The sequence below is a fragment of the Chryseobacterium suipulveris genome, from assembly GCF_022811685.1.
In the GTDB taxonomy this organism is placed as follows: domain Bacteria; phylum Bacteroidota; class Bacteroidia; order Flavobacteriales; family Weeksellaceae; genus Kaistella; species Kaistella suipulveris.
Map to the genome: position 1 here is coordinate 1817796 of NZ_CP094532.1, position 20195 is coordinate 1837990.

Genomic DNA, 20195 nt, shown 5'->3' on the forward strand with positions numbered 1-20195 from the left:
ACTTTATTTATAACATTCTAAAATTTTGTAATTCGTGCATGAGTAGCAAAATAAAACTTTACTGATATGGTGGCGTTTATAAAACCATCGATAATGCACTACAGGTAGTAATAATTTTGTGAAAGCCGAAATTTGTCTTTCCCTAAAACCTTTATAAATGTATTGCGGATACAAAAAAGCCACCTCAATCGAGATGGCTTTCTGTTGATTTTGAAAAAAATCAATGCCTGCTTACGTGGAATTATTTTCCGGCTGCTTTCATTGCTTTTTCTTTGGCTTCGAATTCTTCGTGCTTCGCCTGGTTTTTGTTGGACAGATAAAGTCCTTTCAAAAGACTTACTGCATCGATGCTTTCAGGATCCGCTTGATACCATTTTTCAGCGTAAGGTAGTGCAGCTGCCAATCTTGCTCTTCTTGCCTCGATGATTTTGTTGGCTTCTGCAGTTTTGCCTGCTTTTCTTGCCGCGTTGTAATCGTCAATGGCTTTTGCATCATCACCCATCGTAATGAAGGTCAGGTTTTGATACGCCTGTGCAAAATTCGGCTTTAATTCCACCGCTTTTTTGAAAGCAGCAATTGCATCATTCATCGTTGCCGGATCTTTACTTTGCAAAACTCCAAGGTTGTACCAGTTGTTGGCATCATTTGGATTTTGCGCAAGCTGTGTTTTCAATGTTGCAAGGAACTGGTCCATTTTACCGGATTTGTAGTATGCTGTTCCCTGAAGGTCGGCAAGCTTGCTGTTTTTAGGGAATTTAGCCAATCCTTTCTGGATGAAAGCTACCGCTTCTTCAGCACGGTCAGCATCTACCAAAAGCGCAGCTTTGGTTTCGTAAAGCTCCTGCTCGATGCTTTTTGAAGTCTCGGTTTTGAAGTCGGTATAATCACCGGTAGCTCCCATTTTTTTATAAAGGTCCCAAGTTGTTCTGTCGAGCGTATCCACCGTTCCGGTTTTCTTGTTTTTCGCAGTATAGGTGGTTTCCACACCGGTGTAGCCAGAATCGATCAGATAAGAATATCCTTTGATTGCTTCCGGTTTGTCATCGGCAAGCGCGTAACTTAGCGCGGAATAGTACATCAGTTGTTTGTTGTCTTGTCCAACTGCTTTCAAGAGGTCATAAGCTTCTTTGAACTTCACCGCAGCAGATGAATATTTCTTGCCGTTGTGTTCCTCTAAAGCTGCTTTGTAAGTTCTCTCGATAATTGGGTTGAGCGATGCGCCCAATTTGCTGTTCAGTGACGGAGAATAACTTTCTTCTTTTAATCCTTGAATTCCGGAAGCATCTGCAGAAGCTTTACCAACGTAATATACTCTGTTTTTGGAGCTGTCTCTTCCGGTAAAGATTTTATTCTTTCCAAGGTCATCAATCTTCGCAAGATAAGAAGCACCTTCGGCAGTTTTACCCGCTTTCAAAAGTGACAAACCTTTAGCATAATAATACTGCTCCTGAAGTGATGGTTCAAGAAGGTAGAGATTACCTCCCATTGCCGCCTCAGCTGCAGTAACCTGCGCATTTGCAGTGGCTGTATCTCCTGCGTCAATTGCTTTTACCGCAGCGGAGATTTCCTTTTTTTGTGCAAAGGCAAAAGTCACAGAAACCATTGCCACGCTTAAAAATATTCTTTTCATAATATTTTAAAAAATTTAGGTTTACAATTTATTCCTCGGAATCATCAGATTCTTCGGCGTCTTTTTCTCTTTCGAGCTTTTCGTTTTGTTTAGCTTCCTCCTCCTCTATCTTTTTCAGATATTTTTCGTCGCCCATATTGCTGATGGCGTTGTCGCCGGTTTGAGGCACATCCTTAAATTCTGGAAGTTGAGAATCTACTGCTCCCGGAAGTGTTTCGGTTTCTTCATCATTTTCGTCTTCGACATCTTTGTCCATTTCCACTTTAGCGATGGCAGCAATCTCGTCGCCGTTTTTCAGGTTGATTACTTTCACACCCTGAGTATTTCTACCCATTACACGAAGTTCGTCCACACTCATTCTAATCGCAACACCCGACTTATTAATGATCATCAAACCATCACCATCAACCACGTTCTGAATCGCGATGAGGTTACCTGTTTTCTCGGTAACGTTCAGTGTGATCACCCCTTTTCCACCACGGTTGGTGATCCGGTAATCCTCAACTGCCGAACGTTTTCCGTATCCTTTTTCAGAAACCACTAAAACGCTTTCATTCGCCACATCATTCGCAATTATCATACCAATAACCTCGTCGTTTTCTTCAAGCGTAATTCCACGAACTCCAATCGATCCTCTTCCTACTGCTCTCGCCTTTTCTTCAGGGAATCGGATACATTTACCGTTCTTGGTTGCAATCATGATCTGAGATTTTCCGTCGGTCAACCTTGCTCCTAAAAGCTGGTCGTTGTCACGGATTTCGATAGCGTTGATTCCGTTGGTTCTCGGTCTTGAATACGCTTCAAGCGAAGTTTTCTTCACCGTACCGTTTTTAGTAATCATCACAACGTTCATCTGGTTGACGTATTCCTCGTCTTTCAGATCATTAGTTCTGATATAAGCTTTTACTTTATCGTCAGGTTCAATATTGATCAAATTCTGGATCGCCCTTCCTTTCGCAGTTCTGGAACCTTCAGGAATTTCGAAAACCCTTAACCAATAACATTTCCCTTTTTCGGTAAAGAAGAGCATATACTGGTGATTGGTCGCGGAAACGATGTATTCGGAGAAATCTTCGTCACGCATTGAAGCCGCCTTGTTTCCTACACCTCCTCTGCTCTGAATTCTGTATTCCGAAAGCAAAGTTCTTTTGATATAACCAGCGTGCGAAATCGTAACCACTACGGTTTCGTTAGGGATAAAGTCTTCGATCGACATATCACCTCCCGCATAATCGATTTCGGTTCTTCTTTCGTCGCCGTATTTTTCCTTCATTTCCAAAAGTTCGTTCTTAATGATTTCAAACCTTCTGGACTCGTTCGCAAGAATATCTTCCAAATCCTTGATCAAGTTCATGATTTCTTCGTACTCTGCACGGATTTTGTCGAGCTCCATTCCCGTCAATCGGGCAAGCCGAAGATCCAAAATCGCCTGTGCCTGAATTTCGGAAAGGTCGAACTCGGTCATCAATCCCTCCTTCGCTTCCTGCGGATTCGCACTGTGACGGATGATTGCAATGGCTTTATCTAAATCGTCCTGAGTTCCGATCACCTTCATGAACCCTTCAAGAATGTGGGCTCTTTCCCTGGCTTTTTTCAGTTCGAATTCGGTTCTTCTTACAATAACCTCGTGACGGTGATCCACAAAATGATGGATGATTTGTTTCAGGTTGAGCTGCTCTGGTCTTCCTTTAACCAAAGCAATATTGTTCACGCTGAAAGAGGTTTGAAGCGCCGTGTATTTAAAGAGCATGTTCAGCACCACATTCGGAATCGCGTCGTTTTTAAGTTCGTAAACGATACGCATTCCTTGTCTGTCGGACTCGTCGCGGATTTCGAAGATTCCAGGAATCTTTTCTTCCTTCACCAATTCCGCGGTTCTGGCGATCATTTCCGCTTTGTTTACCTGATACGGAACTTCCGTAACGATGATGGCGTTTCTGTTCCCCACTTCCTCAAAATTCACTTTCGCGCGGAGCACGATTCTTCCTCGACCAGTATGGAATGCGTCGCGAACACCGTCGTAACCGTAGATAATTCCACCTGTCGGGAAATCCGGTGCAATGATGTGCTTCATCAGTTCATCGATGGTAATCTCATTGTTATCGATATAGGCAACAATCGCGTCGATACTTTCAGAAAGGTTGTGCGGCGCCATATTGGTCGCCATTCCCACCGCGATACCCGAAGTACCGTTCACCAAAAGATTCGGGATTTTTGTAGGCAATACGGAAGGTTCCGTCAACGAATCGTCGAAGTTGTTTTGGAAATCCACGGTCTCCTTATCAAGATCGGCTAAGATTTCGTCGGAAATCTTTTTCAACCTTGCCTCGGTATAACGCATCGCTGCAGGCGGATCACCGTCCATCGAACCGAAGTTACCCTGTCCGTCAACTTGCGGATAGCGCAAACTCCATGGTTGCGCCATTCTCACCATCGCATCGTAAACCGACGTATCGCCGTGTGGATGGTATTTACCGAGAACGTCACCAACAATTCTCGCGGATTTTAAGTATTTTCTGTTTGAAAAAACGCCGAGTCCGTACATACCGTAGAGAACTCTTCTGTGAACGGGTTTCAAGCCGTCTCTTACATCGGGTAACGCTCTGGAAACAATTACCGACATCGAATAGTCGATGTAAGAGGATTTCATTTCATCAACAATGTTGATAGGAATTAACCTTTCTCCTTCTTTTTGCATAATGAGTTTTAATAAAATGAAAATCAGCCACTTAAAAGCTTCGCTGAAATTTCCTTAATTTCTAATTTTAATAACGTGCTAAAATACGAAAAATTTACCGATTTTTGCCAATGAATTTATCCACAATCATCATAAATTAAGTTAAAAAAATGAGTGTTCTGAGCATCACTTTCCACAGTACCGAAAGCACTGGTAAAGAATGGGGAAATTACCTTGAAGGCGAGTTTCATCAAATGGTCGAAAACCTGATGGATGTTGAGAAGTACATCCTGTCGGAAGTGCAAAGCGAAATGGTAACCGAAGGAAAAAACACCAATCTGCTCCTGGTTTTTGATAACGAAGAAAAACGCGGGGATTTTGTGGAGATCGAACTGAAAAACATCACCGAAAGAATCGAAAGCAAATTCGGCGAAAACGTGATGGTTTTTATGACGTTTTTGAATCCGAAGAAACAGCGATTATAGTTTAAACCACCTCCAAGAACTTCATCGTATCGACATTGTCCGCGTACGTTTCCAGTCCTGGGTTTTGCGCTTCACCGAAATTAATCGAATCTAATCCTAATTCTGGTTTTGCGACAATTGCTTGGATATTTTCTTGATTAATTTTAATGAAACCCCTTACTTCGTCCAAATCTGAGTATCTTGAAAAATTAATGACAGAAAGCGGCGAAAACAGCTTCTCATCCTCCTTCAGCATTACAAAATTATTGTCCCAGAACTGCTCCTGATTCAGTAAATAGATGGCACGGTTGTATTCGTAATTATTGGCGTATTGGTGGTGGTTGATAATTTCCTTAAAATTCAAAAAATTCTCAAATAACCTGTCGATTTTGAAATCGGAAGGAATAAAAATCCTTGTGACATTTCTGCATCCTAAACCAAAATATCTGAAAATATCTTCAGCCAAAAGCTGAAGTTCCGCGTCGGTTTCATCTCCTTTCAAAACCGCAATTGTTGTTCTGTTTTTTCGGATGATGCTCAGGTAATCTTTAAAGTAATACTCGAGATATCGCGCTGTATTATTGCTGCCCGTGGCGATTACCGCATCATAGTTTTCCAATTTTTCTACCAGTTCGTAGTTGACGTTTCCATCAGAAAATTCGTTCCACTTTTTTAAGAGAAAAGGAATCACCCGCTTATCTTTGGAAGAAAGTTTGATCACAGGAATATTTCCGCTCAAAACAACGGAGATCACATCGTGAAACCCCACCATTGGAATGTTTCCCGCCAGAATCAATCCGATTTTCTTTGGAATTTTAGCAATCTGATAATTTGAGAGCCATTTTTTTATCCCTTCTTCATTGAGCAAATCCGCCCACTGTTTCATGGCAAATTTTTGATTTTCGATCGTGAACCAGGAATTTTCGATTTGTGATTTTCTCAACAGAGCATCTAATTCACTTTCAACTTCATTATAAAATCCAGGTTCTTTTTTCAAGAATTCTGTAATAAAATCACCTAACTTGCAAAGTCCTAAAATCTGATTTTCTATTGCCATATTGTGGGAAATTAGCGGATTTTTCGTAATTTTGTGCAAATTTAAAAATAATATATTAGCAATGGCTATCAGAATAACAGATGAGTGTATCAACTGCGGCGCGTGTGAACCGGAATGCCCGAACAACGCGATTTATGAGGGAGCAGTTGACTGGAAAGCTTCCGACGGAACCGCACTGAAAGGAACAGTGGTGATGAAGTCGGGGTTGACAATTGATGCAGACGCACCACAGGAACCAGTTTCCGACGATATCTACTTTATCGTGACCGATAAATGTACCGAATGCAAAGGTTTCCACGAGGAACCACAATGTGCAGCGGTTTGTCCGGTGGACTGCTGTATTCCCGATGAAGACCACGTCGAGTCCGAAGAAGAACTGCTTGAGAAAAAAGCGTTTCTTCATGGCGAATAACAAGCTCACTAACCGTGGGCTTTTTTTTCATTAAAAATCTAAATCACAAAAAATAAAAATGAACAAGAAACACAACTTCAGCGCAGGTCCGTGCATCCTTCCACAGGAAGTTTTCGAAAAATCAGCACAGGCGGTTCTCGATTTTAACGGAATAGGATTATCAATCCTCGAAATTTCTCACCGCAGCAAGGATTTCGTTCCCGTAATGGACGAAGCGAGGGCAATCGTAAAGCGCCTTCTCAACCTTAATGATGATTATGAAGTACTTTATTTAGGAGGTGGCGCAAGCTTGCAATTCCTGATGGTTCCCTTTAACCTGATGAAACAGGAAAACGGAAAAGCCGCATATTTAGATACTGGAACCTGGGCTTCCAATGCAATCAAAGAGGCAAAACGACTTGGGACGGTGCATGTTGTCGGCTCCTCAAAAGCTGAAAATTACTCCTTTATTCCAAAAGATTATAAAGTGGGAAGCGAATATGATTATTTCCACTGCACTTCCAACAACACGATTTATGGAACCCAGATGAAAACCTTTCCCGATGTGGATACTTTGATGGTTTGCGACATGAGTTCCGATATTTTTTCGAGACAGCTCGACTTCTCCAAATTCGATGTGATTTACGCGGGAGCTCAGAAAAATATGGGTCCAGCCGGAGTTACAATGGTCGTTGTGAAAAAAGAGATTCTCGGGAAAACAGGAAGAGACATTCCTTCGTACCTTGATTATTCGTTGCACATTGCGAAAGAATCAATGTTTAATACGCCGCCAGTTTTCCCTGTTTATGCATCTTTACTGACATTACAACATTTAGAAAATAACGGCGGAATTGCGGAAGCAGAAAAAAGAAACGAGGCAAAGGCAAAACTACTCTACGACGAAATCGACAGTAATCCGATGTTTGAGACCTTCTGCAAAAAAGAGGATCGCTCACTAATGAATGTTCCCTTCAAGATCACCGACGAATCCAAAAAAGAGGAATTCGACAACGCCTGGAAAGCCGCAGGAATCAACGGCTTGAACGGACACAGAAGTTTGGGCGGTTACCGAGCGAGCTTATACAATGCTTTGCCGATTGAAAGTGTGCAGGTTTTGGTGGATGTTATGAAGTCGATCAAGTAATATTTTTCATTTTCAAATTTCCAAATTATCAAATTTCTAAATTAATAAAAATGAAAGTTTTAGCAAACGACGGAATTTCCAAAGCGGGTGAACTGGCGCTTAAAGAAGCCGGAATCGAATTTATCGAGGCGAAAGTTGCACAGGAACACCTTGCCAATTTCATTAATGAAAATAATATCGACGTTCTTCTGGTTCGTAGCGCAACCAAAGTGAGAACCGACCTTATCGACGCTTGTCCGTCACTGAAAATCATCGGAAGAGGCGGCGTTGGAATGGACAATATCGATGTGGAATACGCAAGGACCAAAGGAATCCAAGTGATCAATACTCCGAATGCATCCTCGCGTTCGGTGGCGGAAATGGTTTTTGCGCACTTCTTTTCGTTAGCAAGATTCCTGCACGAAGCCAACCGAATGATGCCGCTTGAAGGGGAATCCAACTTTAATGCCCTGAAGAAATCCTATTCCAAAGCAGTCGAGCTTGAAGGCAAAACTTTAGGGGTGATCGGTTTCGGCGGTATCGGTGAAGAAGTGGTGAAGATGGGAATTTCAATGGGAATGAAGGTGAAAGTCCTCACCAGAAATCCAAGAACCAAAACGGTTACCCTGAATTTCTTCGACGGACAGAAAGTGGATTTCGAGATTTCTTCAATTAACGATATGGACGAATTGCTGAAAGACACCGATTTCATCAGCATCAACACGCCGAAAACAGACCGTTATATTATCGACACTCCGCAATTTGAAAAAATGAAGGACGGCGTGTTCATCGTCAACACTGCGAGAGGCGGCGTTATCAACGAAGTTACCCTACTCGATTTTATTGAATCTGGCAAAGTTGCAGGTGCCGCTCTCGACGTTTTCGAAAACGAACCGACTCCCGAACTGACGATTCTGATGAACCCAAACCTTTCATTATCACCGCATTTGGGAGGAAATACTTTGGATGCACAGAGCAAAATCGGAGCAGAACTTGCTTCGCAAATTATTGAAATCAAAAAGAAACTATAGAAACACAATGCCTATATTTAAACCTTTTCGGGGAATCCGTCCCAACGACGATTACGTCGAGGTTTTCCCAACCCATCCTTTAGACAACTTCACGCAGGAAGAGATTAATAAGAAAGCGCAGGTGGATTCTTCGTACATCCAGATGATCAAACCTTACGTGGTGAGCAAATCAAAGGACATCGACCGAAACCTGAGAAAAATCCGAACCAATTTCGAGGAACTTCTCGCCGATAAAAAATTGGTGCAGGATAATAATGCTTCCTATTATCTTTATGAGCAGATTTTGCCCAATAAATCGATCTTTCGCGGGCTTCTCGGTTTGGTGAGTGTGGACGATTTCTGGAACGGGAAAATCAAAAAGCACGAATCGACTCTAACCCACAAAAAGGAGAAACTGGCTTACTATCTCGAAAAGGTGAATATTCAGGCAGAACCCGTTTTGCTTACTTATATGGCGAATCCGAAAGTGGAACTGCTGATGAACCATGAGGAGAAAAACGTTCCAATCCTTAATTATCTTGACGACAGCGGAATCCGACACAAAGTTTGGAGAATCGACAACCGACTGAAAATGCAGCAGTTCAAGGAAGTTCTGGAACAGATCGATTCCTTCTATATTGCGGATGGTCACCACAGAATCGGCTCCACAGCGCTGAATGCGAGAAACCTTCAGGAAAAGAACAAGAAGCACAGCGGAATCGAACACTACAACTATGTTTACAGTTTTATCGTTTCTAACCAGTCTATCAAAATTCACGACTACAACCGTCTTCTCGAAGATTTGAACGGACTCACCGAAAAGCAGTTTCTGAAAAAAATTGAGAAAAATTTCCTCGTTCACGAAAAGGGAGAAACGCCTTATTATCCGTCGCAGAAATTCCATATTTCGATGTATTTGGGCGGAAAGTTTTATTCGCTCCACGTGAAGCACGACCTGCGCAAACAGCAAAGCGAGCTGAACGATCTCGACCATTTCCTTCTTGAAGAATTCATTATCAAAGACATTCTGGGAATCGACGATCCGAAAACTACTGACAAGATTACCTATATCAAAGGAAATTCGGGAATCGACGGAATCATGAGCATCAAGGAAAAAGTGGATTCCGGGAAATACAAAGTCGGCTTCGGAATCTATCCCGTAAGTTTTTCGGATCTCTTAAAGGTCTCCGACAAAAACATCAAGATGCCGCCAAAGTGCACCTATATCGAACCGAAGCTGGTAACGGCTTTGGTGATGTACGATATGAAGTAAGAGGAAGGTTGAGGTTGAGGTTGAGGTTGTGGTTGTGGTTGAGGTATTTGCCATCGATTTGCAAACTTTACTGTGTCGGAACCACAAAAAATTTCACGTAGATTATTGGGAACTTTTTCAGGTGGGAAAAGTTAAAAAATGTTTATAAGTAATTCGTAATTAAACTATTTTGTAATTTTGAACAAAACATACTTATGGATTTACAAACGAGAAAGTTAGAGTTAATAAGAATTTTTCTAAATCTTCAAAACGAGGAAATAATAAATCAAGTGAGAATATTGAATTTGGAAACTTAATAATCCTGCTAAATCAGGTTACTTATGTGGAACGTTTTTCAAAAACTCAATATTATCTAATGAAATTTTCTAGAATGTCGGGAATGTTGGGAAATAGAATATTTTTAAACAGTGAAATTTATATTGACTGTAAAAACTCAAAAATTGGAATTCAATAAAGAAACTGAACGTAACACATCATTACAAAAGTTACAGTTGAAAAAATAATTAGATACTCTTCCACTTTCACAAAAAGATTATCGATGGACTTGTACTTTTCTTTTCCATAGAATTCGGAAACTGAAAGAAAAAAGTTTTCACCACAACATAAATTTGTTTACATTTGAATTTAGAATTCAGAAAACGAACAATGAAATTGATGCTCATAAAAATACTTCCGCTCTTTCTGGGCGGATTTTTATTTGCCCAAACCAAGGCAGATTCCCTACAGTTTAAAAGGATTTCGGACGAGATGTTGGTGAACGGAACCGCTTACGAAAACCTCAGAACTTTAACCAAAAATATCGGTCACCGTTTGAGCGGGTCGGAAGCGTATGAGAAATCCACAGATTGGGCGGTGCAAAAACTGAAGGAAGCAGGAGCCGACAAAGTCTGGAAGGAAGAAGTAATGGTTCCTGTTTGGGAAAGAGGCAAGCAATCCCTCCATATCAAAACCCAGAACGGAAAATGGAAACCACTAAGAATGTTGTCTTTAGGAAATTCCGAAGGAACGAAAGGAAAAGACGTAGAAGCCGAAATTATCTTCGTGAAAAACAAGACGGAATTCAACCAACTTTCTGAAAGTCAGGTAAAAGGAAAAATCATTTTCTTTAATTATGCTTTTGACCAAAGGTTTATCGTGACAGGACAAGCTTATGGTGATGCAGGAATGTACCGTCGTTCCGCCGCGAGTTGGGCAGGAAAAAAAGGTGCGAAAGCAGTCATCATCCGTTCGCTTTCTTCCGCGTTTGACGATGTTCCGCATACTGGTGCAATGCGTTACGACAAAGACGACACCACTAAAATTCCTGCAGTTGCAATCGGTCCGAAAAGTGCGGACGAATTAGAGAAAACTTTAAAAACGCAGAAAGTTTTCGCCAAACTGAATTCCAACTGCACGATGAAAGGTGAAAAACTTTCCCATTCCGTGATCGGTGAAATTACAGGAAACAAAGATCAGAGCGTGATCGTTGTCGGCGGACATCTCGATTCCTGGGATGTGGGAGAAGGTGCGCACGACGACGGAGCGGGAATTGTTCAAAGTATTGAAATCTTACGAACTTTCAAGAAATTAGGAATTAAGAACAACCACACGATCCGCGTTGTCTGTTTTGCGAATGAAGAAAACGGTGTTCGCGGCGGAAACAAATATGCCGAAAATATCCAGAAAAATAATGAAAAGCATATCTTCGCCATAGAAAGTGACGGTGGTGGATTTACTCCGCGCGGAATTGCGTTGGTAATGAGTCCTGAAAAAAGAAAGGAAGTTCAGTCGTGGCGGAATTTATTTTTGCCTTACGGAATCCATAATTTTGAATTCCAGTACGCAGGAGCCGATATCGAACCGATGGAAAAACTCGGCATTCCTTTAGCAGAACTTGTTCCCGATTCGCAAAGGTATTTCGATATCCACCATACCGAAGAAGATACTTTTGAAAAGGTAAACCGCAGAGAGCTGCTTTTAGGCGCAGTCGCGATGGGACAGCTGATTTATATGGTGGATAAAAGTTGGTAACTATCGGTGAATAATGAGTTTTTAGGTGAATGGTGAATTTTCCTTCGGAAGTCAATTGTGAATTTAGGAATCGCAAACTTGAAACTTGAAACTTGGAACAACAATATAACCATCGCAACAACTGCAACCATTGCAACAAAAAAATATGAGAAAACCTCCATTCCATAAAAGTGTGGGAAACGCAATCAGAGGCGTGATCTGGATGCTGAAATCCGAGAGGAATTTTCAGCTGGAAGTTTTGGCTTTACTGATTAACATTTTCCTGATCGTATTCCTAAAGCTCAACACCGTCGATGCTGCAATTATTCTCGTGGTCTGTTTTTCTGTTTTGAGTATGGAAATCCTGAACACTTGTGTGGAAAAAATCTGCGACATCATTCAACCCGAATTTGATGAACGCATCAAAATTATCAAGGACATTGCCGCAGCTTCAGTGGGGTTAATGGCGTTCGCTTCTGTTGCAGTGGGTATTTTGGTGTATTGGAAGTATATTTTTCATTAAGAGTTTATAAATTAAATACCTCTTCCGAATTGGTATCTTTGTATATCTTTACTAAGCGATAGCGCCTTTGCCTCCTTTTTTAGTTTTATCAAATGGACTCGGCGAATTTACGATTTGTCTGTCTTTAATTTGGAGCAGCAATATTAATTTATCTTTGTTTAGCTTTGCGAGTATTTTTTCCTCGCAAAGTGCGCAAGGAATATTTTACTAAATGACTTCATAATTATGCGCGCGAAGGCATTTCATTTAGCAATGACAGACATAATTTTTATTAAAAGTTGATTATTAAATAGATACAAGTCAAACCTAAATTCTACAGGAATCAACTCTTTAAACTTATTTTTTGATTTACAATATAAATTTCGGCTAAAGCCAAATGAGCTCGACAAAATTAAAGCGGACTAAAGTCCGCTCCTATTGATTTTCAAAAAACTCATTGTAGTTCTTAACCCAGAAAACTGACAAAGGAATCTTTCGCCGCATTGTAGCCGATCTCGAAAATTTCCTGCAAATGTTCTGGTTTTCGCTCGAAGGTTCCGTATTGCGCCAATTTCTTGGAGGTGATGAACCAATCGCAATAAGAGAATTTATGCAGTTCGGTTCGGTAAGAAAGCAAATCGTAGGAACGCGAAACCACCGAACGGATCGAGTGCAGATCCTGAATCTCGATATCCTGCGGCGGAGAAACGAAAACGCCGATCATTTTTTCGCAGTCGTGCTGGATGATATCCGCAGGAAAATTGTTCAAAACTCCACCATCGCTGAACATCTCTTCACCCACAATATACGGAGTTGTGATTCCTGGAATGGAGCAGGAAGCGATAATCGCGTCGATCACGCTGAAATCCTTGTCGAAAATTTTCTGGGTTCCCGAAACCAACTCTGTGGCGACAATCCGAATATCTTTGTCGAGGTCGCCAATTTTCATATCCTTAAAAATCGGCTCCAGATAAGTCCTGAAAATCCGTGAAGAAACCAAACCTGGCTTGTTGATTGCAAAATGCCGCCAGTTGAAGAAATAGACGGAGTTGAAAAAACTCAAAATTTCTTCAGGCGATTTTCCCACCGCATACATACAGCCGACAATGGAACCCGCGCTGCAAGTCGCTAAAATATCCGGTTCAATATTCTTTTCGCCAAGAAATTTGATGGCTCCCGCGTGTGCGACTCCCTTTGTTCCGCCACCTGATAAAACCAATCCTAATTTTTTCTTTTCCATTTCATTCCAAAAGTAAGAAAACGGCAAACAAATCGGTTTCGGAAATCGGTTAAAAATTATGCAGCACTTAAAATCTTCCCTCAACAAAAAGAAAAACCACCGGGAATTTCCGGTGGATATGATTGTAATCAAAGAGATCTTTACATTCTTAAATAAGTTTCACGAAGCAATTTCTTATTTCAAAAGATATTCCTCCATAAATTTAATGACCGCCAATCGTTGGAAATCCGAGTTCTCTTTCTTACGGAAACCGTGCCCCTCGTTTTTGGCTTCCAGATACCAAACCGTATTTCCCTGCGCTTTCAGCTTGTCGCGCATTTGGATCGCTTCAGTTACGGGAACTCGCGGATCGTTCGTTCCCTGGATGATGAACATTGGCTTCTTGATTTTGTCGGTATTGTGAAGCGGTGCAATTTTGGTGAAGAACGCACTCATCTTCGGATCGCGTTCATCGCCGTATTCCACCCTTCTTAAATCGCGTCGGTAATCTTCGGTGTTCTTGAGGAAGGTGTTGAAATCGGAAATTCCTACAATATCAACCGAGCAACGGATTTTGTCGGCATATTCGTAAGCAGTCGCCAAAGTCATAAATCCACCGTAGCTTCCGCCCATAATCATAATCCGGTCTTTGTCGAGGTCGGGCTGCAAAGCAATCCAGTCGAGCAACGCACCGATATCTTTCACCGAATTCATTCTCAGGAAACCGTTATCCATCGCAATGAATTTTTTCCCAAAACCTGATGAGCCACGAACATTAGGGTAAATCAAAGTCACGCCCATTTCGTTGGTAAAATAATTATTCGCTCCGAGTGACGACGCCATCGACTGTCCTTCCGGTCCACCGTGAATATTGATAAGCACCGGTCTTTTCCCCGTAAATTTCTTTGAAGCAGGATACAGGAATCCCGAAATTTTCAGCCCGTCGAAACTTTTCCATTCGATGAATCTCGGTTCCGACATATCGGATTTCTGAAGTTCGCCTTGTTCGCTTTCCGTCCATCGTTCGGTCTTTAAGGAATTTACATCAAGCCGATAAATATCTGAACTGGAATCATACGTTGACTGTGAGAAAAACAGCGATTTGCCGTCTTTGGTAAATTCAAAATTCCCGATTAATCCGGTTGGTAAATTAGGAACCGCAGTGTATGAAGTTCCGTTCGTATTCATGATGTAGAGCTTGTTCAGACCTGCCTCATTCGTTTCGAAAACGAGTTTCGACTTATCGTCAGAAAGTTCATAACCCGAAACCTCCCAAGGAATTGCAGAAGTGATATAACTGATTTTCTTCGTTTTCAGGTTCATTTTTGCAAGCCGGGCAAACTCGTTGTCGCGGTCGGTCACGAACCAAATTTCACCAGGATTTCCTGAAAATCTTGCACTTCTCTGCACGATGCTTTTCTCATTAATATTGGTAATGGGTTGCAGCTTTTTGGCTGAGGTATCCAAAAGATAAATCTGTGATTCATTGGCAGAAATATAGTTTTGGATGATGAGCTGTTTTCCGTCTCCAGAAATATCACCGATGCTCCAACCGCCGCCTTTCATCTCGTAAACAAGCTTGGTTTCTTCTGGTTTAAAGGGGTTCATGAAATAAATATCGCGGTCTCCCCCATTTCTTTTCGTCGAAGTGAAATAAAATCCGGAACCATCCTTCAGCCAAGTAACGCCGCCGTTCTGCGTTCTTCCACCGTCGGTCAGTAGCTTCGATTCCATCGTCTTTAAATCAAGTTTAAAAAGCTGGCCGAATTCGTTGCCACCGATATCTTTTGAATAAACCAAATAGTCGCCATTCACGGGTTCGTAAGAAGCAAAGTTCACGGGTTCATTGAAGAAAGTGAGCTGCTTCCGCATTCCCATCGCTTGCGAAATTTTGTGCAGCTGATTAGTCGAACCAAATCTGGTCACCATAATCAGCTCCTTACCATTCGGATGAACTGCTGAAACCGTCGCACTTCTGCTTTCGGTGTATGTCTTGAGTTTTTCGGTCAAGCTTCTGGGGAGGGACGGAATGTTTTCTGCAATCAGGTTTTCATTGGGCGCTACAAAATCTTTGGTGTTCTGCGCAAAAAGGAATGTCCCGGAAAAAAGGACAAGGAGTAATCCTGCTCTCAATTTCATACTTTCAATTTTGTTTTAAAGATAACAAAAAAGCACGAAATCATCGTGCTTTCTATATTGCTATTTCTGCGAACCAAGTTTGTCTTTTCTCTTGATTCTTTTTACTTGTTTCTTGTTTCTTGTCTCTTTTAAATATGGATCACCTCTCCATAAGCAGCCGCAACTGCCTCCATTACGGCCTCGGAAATAGTTGGATGCGGGTGAATTGACTTTAAAACTTCGTGACCCGTGGTTTCGAGTTTTCTTGCAACAACCGCTTCAGCGATCATATCGGTAACTCCGTCTCCGACCATGTGGCAACCAAGCCATTCCCCGTATTTCGCATCGAAAATTACTTTAATGAAACCGTCGGTATCACCATTTGCGGTAGCTTTTCCGGAAGCTGAGAAAGGGAATTTGCCCACTTTCAGTTCGTAACCTTTTTCTTTGGCCTGCTTTTCAGTTAAGCCCACGGAAGCGATTTCCGGATGACAGTAAGTACATCCCGGAATATTTCCGTAGTCGATTTTTTCTACGTGAAGTCCCTTGATTTTTTCAACGCAGGTAATTCCTTCCGCGGAAGCAACGTGCGCCAATGCCTGAGTCGGCAAAATATCACCGATCGCGTAATATCCGGGAACAGAAGTTTCGTACCATTCATTCACCAAAACTCTACCTTTTTCGGTTTGGATTCCTACTTCCTCGAATCCCTGGTTTTCAATATTTGCTGCGATTCCTACTGCGGAAAGAAGAATGTCGGCTTCCAAAGTGATGTTTCCGGTAGCGGTTTTCACGTTAGCTTTAACGCCGTTTCCTGATGTATCAACAGATTCAACGGAAGCATTGGTCATAATTTCGATTCCGGATTTTTTCAGGGATTTCTCCACGTGTTTTGAAACATCCTCATCTTCAACGGGAACGATATTCGGCATGAATTCAACGATGGTTACTTTCGTTCCCAAAGAATTGTAGAAATCCGCGAACTCCACTCCGATTGCGCCGGAACCAACAACGATCATCGATTTCGGCTGTTCGGGAAGCGAAAGCGCCTGTCTGTAACCGATCACTTTTTTGCCATCCTGTGGAAGATTTGGTAATTCTCTTGAACGAGCTCCAGTTGCGATGATGATGTGTTCCCCTAAATATTCGGTGGTTTTACCGTCGTTATCGGTTACGGAAACCTTCTTCCCTTTCTGGATTTTTGCAGTTCCCATGATCACGTCGATCTTGTTTTTCTTCATCAGAAAAGCGATTCCGCCGCTCATTTTCTGGGCAACTCCCCTGCTTCGCTGGATGACTTTAGAAAAATCAAAACCAGGATTTTCTACTTTATTGAGACCGAATTCCTCGGCTTTTTGAAGGTATTTAAAAACGTGTGCAGATTTCAACAGCGCCTTTGTCGGGATACATCCCCAGTTCAGACAGATTCCGCCAAGATTTTCCTTTTCGATAATGGCAGTTTTGAAACCCAATTGTGCCGCTCTGATCGCGGTCACATATCCACCGGGACCACTCCCGATCACAATGATATCGTAATTCATCAGTTAAAAAATTTAGTGCGAATTTACGGATTTTTTTCGAGGTTTTGACAGTATCAAAAACTGCGGAAGATTAAATGCTTCTTAATTTTAACCACAAAAGGAACAACAGTTTTTATTTCAACAAAACATTCATTTCAGAAACCGCAAATACTCTTATAGTAAACAAAAGTTGAAAAAAATCTTCGATTTTTTCTTTTGTGTTCTATCAAAAGCATTATTCGAAACTCTATACTTAAATTTTCGAACAGAATTCTTTTGTAACTTTTGTGGTCTTAATGAATTTCTACTTTTAGTCAGTTTGACCAAAATCTATCGTTGAACTTTACAAATGATTGAATATTATTTAAATTAGAGTTAACACATTGATATACAAAATGTTCCTAACTTTGATCTGCCAATCATTAAATCTTTCTACGATGAAATACACATTAATCAAAAGAAGGAAAAGCATTTTCGCAAGAAATCATTCGGATTTTGTGACCTGGATGCGCAAGAATGATCTGCAAAAATGGAGCAACAACAAAGAGTTTATCGATGGTTACGTGCACCGAAAATCCTTGTTCGAGAAAATTTTCCTGAGCTCGGAATCAGAGGATTCTTTTGTGAGCGACCTGATCAAAAATAAGCTTCTGGAAATTACTAAACCAAAAGCTCATTTTTTAGGGTTGCTGAAGTTTTAAGTTAAATCTTCGGAAACTTCGCAGGATTCGATTCGTTGAACATCGCGTAGATTCTCTCCACCATATCATCCGAACTTGGTTTGCTGAAATAGTCGCCGTCACTTGCATAAGCAGGTCGGTGATTTTCCGCGCAAATCGTGAGCGGATCGGAATCGAGGTATCTGAACGCTTTCTGCTTCTCCAAAATCTGCTGCAGCATAAATGCGGTAGTTCCGCCTTCCACATCTTCGTCGATCACCACCAATCGGTTGGTTTTCTTCACACTTTCCGCAATTTCATGGGTAAGGTCAAATGGAATTAGTGACTGCACATCGATCACTTCCGCAGAAATACCGAGTTTTTCCAGTTCGTTCGCAGCTTCCGTCACGATTCTCCAAGTGGATCCGTAAGTTACTAAAGTCACGTCTTTTCCTTCTTTGGTAATCTCTACTTTACCGACAGGAACGGTGAACTCGCCCAAATTGTCGGGTTGCTTTTCCTTGAGTCGGTAACCGTTCAAACATTCCACAATCACGCAAGGTTCGTCACTTTGAAGCATCGTATTGTAAAACCCTGCAGCTTTGGTCAGGTTTCTTGGAACAAGAATGTTGATTCCTTTCGACAGGTTGATAATCCCCGCCATCGGCGATCCAGAATGCCAAATTCCCTCCAAACGGTGACCGCGGGTTCTGATAATCACAGGAGATTTCTGCCCGCCTTTTGTTCGGTATTGAACGGTCGCCAAATCGTCGCTCATTCCCTGCAAACAGTATAAAATATAGTCGAGATACTGAATTTCGGCAATCGGTCTCAAACCGCGCATCGCCATTCCGATTCCCTGTCCGAGAATGGTCGCCTCGCGAATTCCGGTGTCGGCAACTCTGGTCTCTCCGTATTTTTCCTGAAGTCCTTCCAGTCCCTGATTTACGTCGCCGATATTTCCGGAGTCTTCTCCAAAAACCAAAGTTTCAGGATATTTTTCAAAAATTTTGTCGAAGTTATTTCGCACCACCATTCTTCCGTCCACCATTTCGGAACTGTCGGAATAAATTGGCGGAACCTCCTTGATATTGGTCGCCTTCCACTTTGATTGCGAGTAAAGATGTGATGAATAATTGTCTTTTTCTACTTTGTAGAGCTTTTCGGTTTTTTGCTGAAGTTGCTGTCTTTCCGCAGTTAGATTGGTTCTCGTTAAAAGCAAAACTTTTCTTGCCAAATGGAAGATGTCCTTTTTCGCCACCGAAATAATTTTGCCGAATTTTTCGAGTTCGGCTGCAACTTCTTCATTTTGAAGTTTTAGATTTTCAACTAAAGGAATTATGGAATTCTTAATTTCCGTAATAGAATTTTGATAATTTTCCCAAGCTTTTTTCTGGCCTTCCTTCACAAATTTTTTGGCCTCAGAATCGACAGCGTCCAATTCTTCGGAAGTCGCCAAAACTTCTTCTTTACCTTCTATTTCAATGGAATAATTCAAAATCCACTCCTTGAATTTGCTCAGTCCGTCGAAATCGGTTTCCCACTGCAAACGCTCTTCGTTTTTATATCTTTCGTGCGACCCGGAAGTGGAATGTCCTTGCGGTTGTGTAACTTCCACAACGTGGATCACCACTGGAACAGACTCGGTTCTTGCAAAATGTTCAGCTCGTGCATAAGCATCCAAAAGCGACGGGTAATCCCACGCTTTAACCTGGATGATTTCGCAACCCTGATTCTCCCCTTCCTTCCTTTGAAATCCGGAAAGCATTTCTGCGATATCTGCTTTTGCTCTTTGATTTTGCGTAGGTACAGAAATTCCGTAACCATCATCCCAAATCGAAACAATCATCGGGACTTGAAGCGCACAAGCAGCGTTCAAAGTTTCCCAAAAATGTCCTTCCGCGGTTGATGCGTCGCCAATGGTACCGAAAGCGATTTCATTTCCGTTATTGGAAAACTTTTCAGAACCGTCAAATTTTACTGATTTATAGATTTTTGACGCTTGAGCCAAACCTAAAAGTCGCGGCATTTGTCCTGCAGTCGGGGAAATATCGGAGGAAATATTTTTCTGTTCCATCAGATTTTTCCAGCTTCCATCATCGTTCAAACTTCGGGTTGCGTAGTGACCGTTCATCTGTCTTCCTGCAGACGCAGGTTCGCGCTCAACACTTGTATCCGCATACAGTTGCGCGAAGAAACTCTCCACCGAAACCGCACCAATCGCCATCGCAAAAGTCTGGTCGCGGTAATATCCGGAACGGAAGTCACCATTTTTGAAAACTTTAGCCATCGCCAATTGCGGAAGTTCCTTTCCATCGCCGAAAATCCCGAACTTGGCTTTTCCGGTAAGTACTTCCCTTCTTCCGAGATATGACATTTCGCGGGAAATTCTTCCTAAACGGTAATCTTCAAGAACAGTGTTTTTGAAATCCTGAAAAGAAATCTGCTGAGTTTCAATATAAGTGGTTTGCATAGGAAATCTGAATTTTTACAAAGATAAAAATTTTGAGCAAATACCGCGTTTTTATTTTTGAACAGAATTTAATTATTTTAAAGATTTTTG

15 protein-coding genes are annotated in these 20195 nt (G+C 41.7%); 8 read left to right on the forward strand and 7 right to left on the reverse strand.

What is annotated here, in order from left to right; all coding sequences use genetic code 11:
* Positions 1 to 241: 241 nt before the first annotated feature.
* Positions 242 to 1630, reverse strand: a complete 1389-nt coding sequence (locus tag MTP09_RS08595) for a tetratricopeptide repeat protein (protein ID WP_243547940.1) — start codon at positions 1628 to 1630, stop codon at positions 242 to 244.
* Between the two features lie 28 nt (positions 1631 to 1658).
* Positions 1659 to 4328, reverse strand: a complete 2670-nt coding sequence (gyrA, locus tag MTP09_RS08600) for a DNA gyrase subunit A (RefSeq protein ID WP_243547941.1) — start codon at positions 4326 to 4328, stop codon at positions 1659 to 1661.
* A 149-nt stretch (positions 4329 to 4477) separates the two neighbouring features.
* Here gyrA and MTP09_RS08605 point away from each other — a divergent pair, with 149 nt between their 5' ends.
* Positions 4478 to 4792: a DUF4286 family protein gene (locus MTP09_RS08605; protein WP_243547942.1), complete on the forward strand. Its 315-nt coding sequence runs from the start codon at positions 4478 to 4480 to the stop codon at positions 4790 to 4792.
* 1 nt (position 4793) lies between these two features.
* Here the strand turns inward: MTP09_RS08605 and MTP09_RS08610 are convergent, their stop codons facing one another.
* Positions 4794 to 5828, reverse strand: coding sequence for an acyl-CoA reductase (locus MTP09_RS08610; protein WP_243547944.1), 1035 nt, complete (start codon positions 5826 to 5828; stop codon positions 4794 to 4796).
* 61 nt (positions 5829 to 5889) lie between these two features.
* Here MTP09_RS08610 and MTP09_RS08615 point away from each other — a divergent pair, with 61 nt between their 5' ends.
* The 6 genes from MTP09_RS08615 to MTP09_RS08640 all read left to right on the forward strand — a co-directional run bounded on the left by MTP09_RS08615 (position 5890) and on the right by MTP09_RS08640 (position 12137).
* On the forward strand, positions 5890 to 6240 hold the full coding sequence (locus MTP09_RS08615) for a 4Fe-4S binding protein (RefSeq protein ID WP_243547946.1): 351 nt from the start codon (positions 5890 to 5892) through the stop codon (positions 6238 to 6240).
* A 58-nt stretch (positions 6241 to 6298) separates the two neighbouring features.
* A complete protein-coding gene (gene serC / locus MTP09_RS08620; RefSeq protein WP_243547948.1) occupies positions 6299 to 7363 on the forward strand; it encodes a 3-phosphoserine/phosphohydroxythreonine transaminase in 1065 nt (354 codons plus the stop codon).
* Between the two features lie 50 nt (positions 7364 to 7413).
* Entirely contained in the window at positions 7414 to 8373 is a 960-nt protein-coding gene (locus tag MTP09_RS08625; RefSeq protein WP_243547949.1) for a D-2-hydroxyacid dehydrogenase, read from the forward strand.
* Between the two features lie 7 nt (positions 8374 to 8380).
* Positions 8381 to 9625 (forward strand): DUF1015 domain-containing protein, encoded by a 1245-nt coding sequence (locus tag MTP09_RS08630; protein WP_243547951.1) that lies wholly within the window; start codon positions 8381 to 8383, stop codon positions 9623 to 9625.
* 645 nt (positions 9626 to 10270) lie between these two features.
* Positions 10271 to 11635, forward strand: coding sequence for a M20/M25/M40 family metallo-hydrolase (locus tag MTP09_RS08635; protein ID WP_243547952.1), 1365 nt, complete (start codon positions 10271 to 10273; stop codon positions 11633 to 11635).
* Between the two features lie 145 nt (positions 11636 to 11780).
* Positions 11781 to 12137, forward strand: a complete 357-nt coding sequence (locus MTP09_RS08640) for a diacylglycerol kinase family protein (RefSeq protein WP_243547954.1) — start codon at positions 11781 to 11783, stop codon at positions 12135 to 12137.
* 445 nt (positions 12138 to 12582) lie between these two features.
* Here MTP09_RS08640 and MTP09_RS08645 read toward each other — a convergent pair whose 3' ends face one another.
* From MTP09_RS08645 to lpdA, 3 genes are all read right to left on the reverse strand, one after another.
* Positions 12583 to 13356 (reverse strand): patatin-like phospholipase family protein, encoded by a 774-nt coding sequence (locus MTP09_RS08645; RefSeq protein WP_243547955.1) that lies wholly within the window; start codon positions 13354 to 13356, stop codon positions 12583 to 12585.
* 174 nt (positions 13357 to 13530) lie between these two features.
* Positions 13531 to 15474 carry a S9 family peptidase gene (locus MTP09_RS08650; protein WP_243547957.1) on the reverse strand — a complete coding sequence of 648 codons (1944 nt, stop codon included), beginning with the start codon at positions 15472 to 15474 and terminating at the stop codon, positions 13531 to 13533.
* A gap of 128 nt (positions 15475 to 15602) precedes the next feature.
* The gene (gene lpdA / locus MTP09_RS08655) at positions 15603 to 16994 is read right to left on the reverse strand and encodes a dihydrolipoyl dehydrogenase (RefSeq protein ID WP_243547958.1); all 1392 of its coding nucleotides are present in this window, start codon (positions 16992 to 16994) and stop codon (positions 15603 to 15605) included.
* 416 nt (positions 16995 to 17410) lie between these two features.
* Here lpdA and MTP09_RS08660 point away from each other — a divergent pair, with 416 nt between their 5' ends.
* Positions 17411 to 17674 carry a hypothetical protein gene (locus MTP09_RS08660; protein WP_243547959.1) on the forward strand — a complete coding sequence of 88 codons (264 nt, stop codon included), beginning with the start codon at positions 17411 to 17413 and terminating at the stop codon, positions 17672 to 17674.
* Between the two features lies 1 nt (position 17675).
* Here the strand turns inward: MTP09_RS08660 and MTP09_RS08665 are convergent, their stop codons facing one another.
* On the reverse strand, positions 17676 to 20105 hold the full coding sequence (locus tag MTP09_RS08665; protein ID WP_243547960.1) for an alpha-ketoacid dehydrogenase subunit alpha/beta: 2430 nt from the start codon (positions 20103 to 20105) through the stop codon (positions 17676 to 17678).
* Positions 20106 to 20195 lie beyond the last annotated feature (90 nt).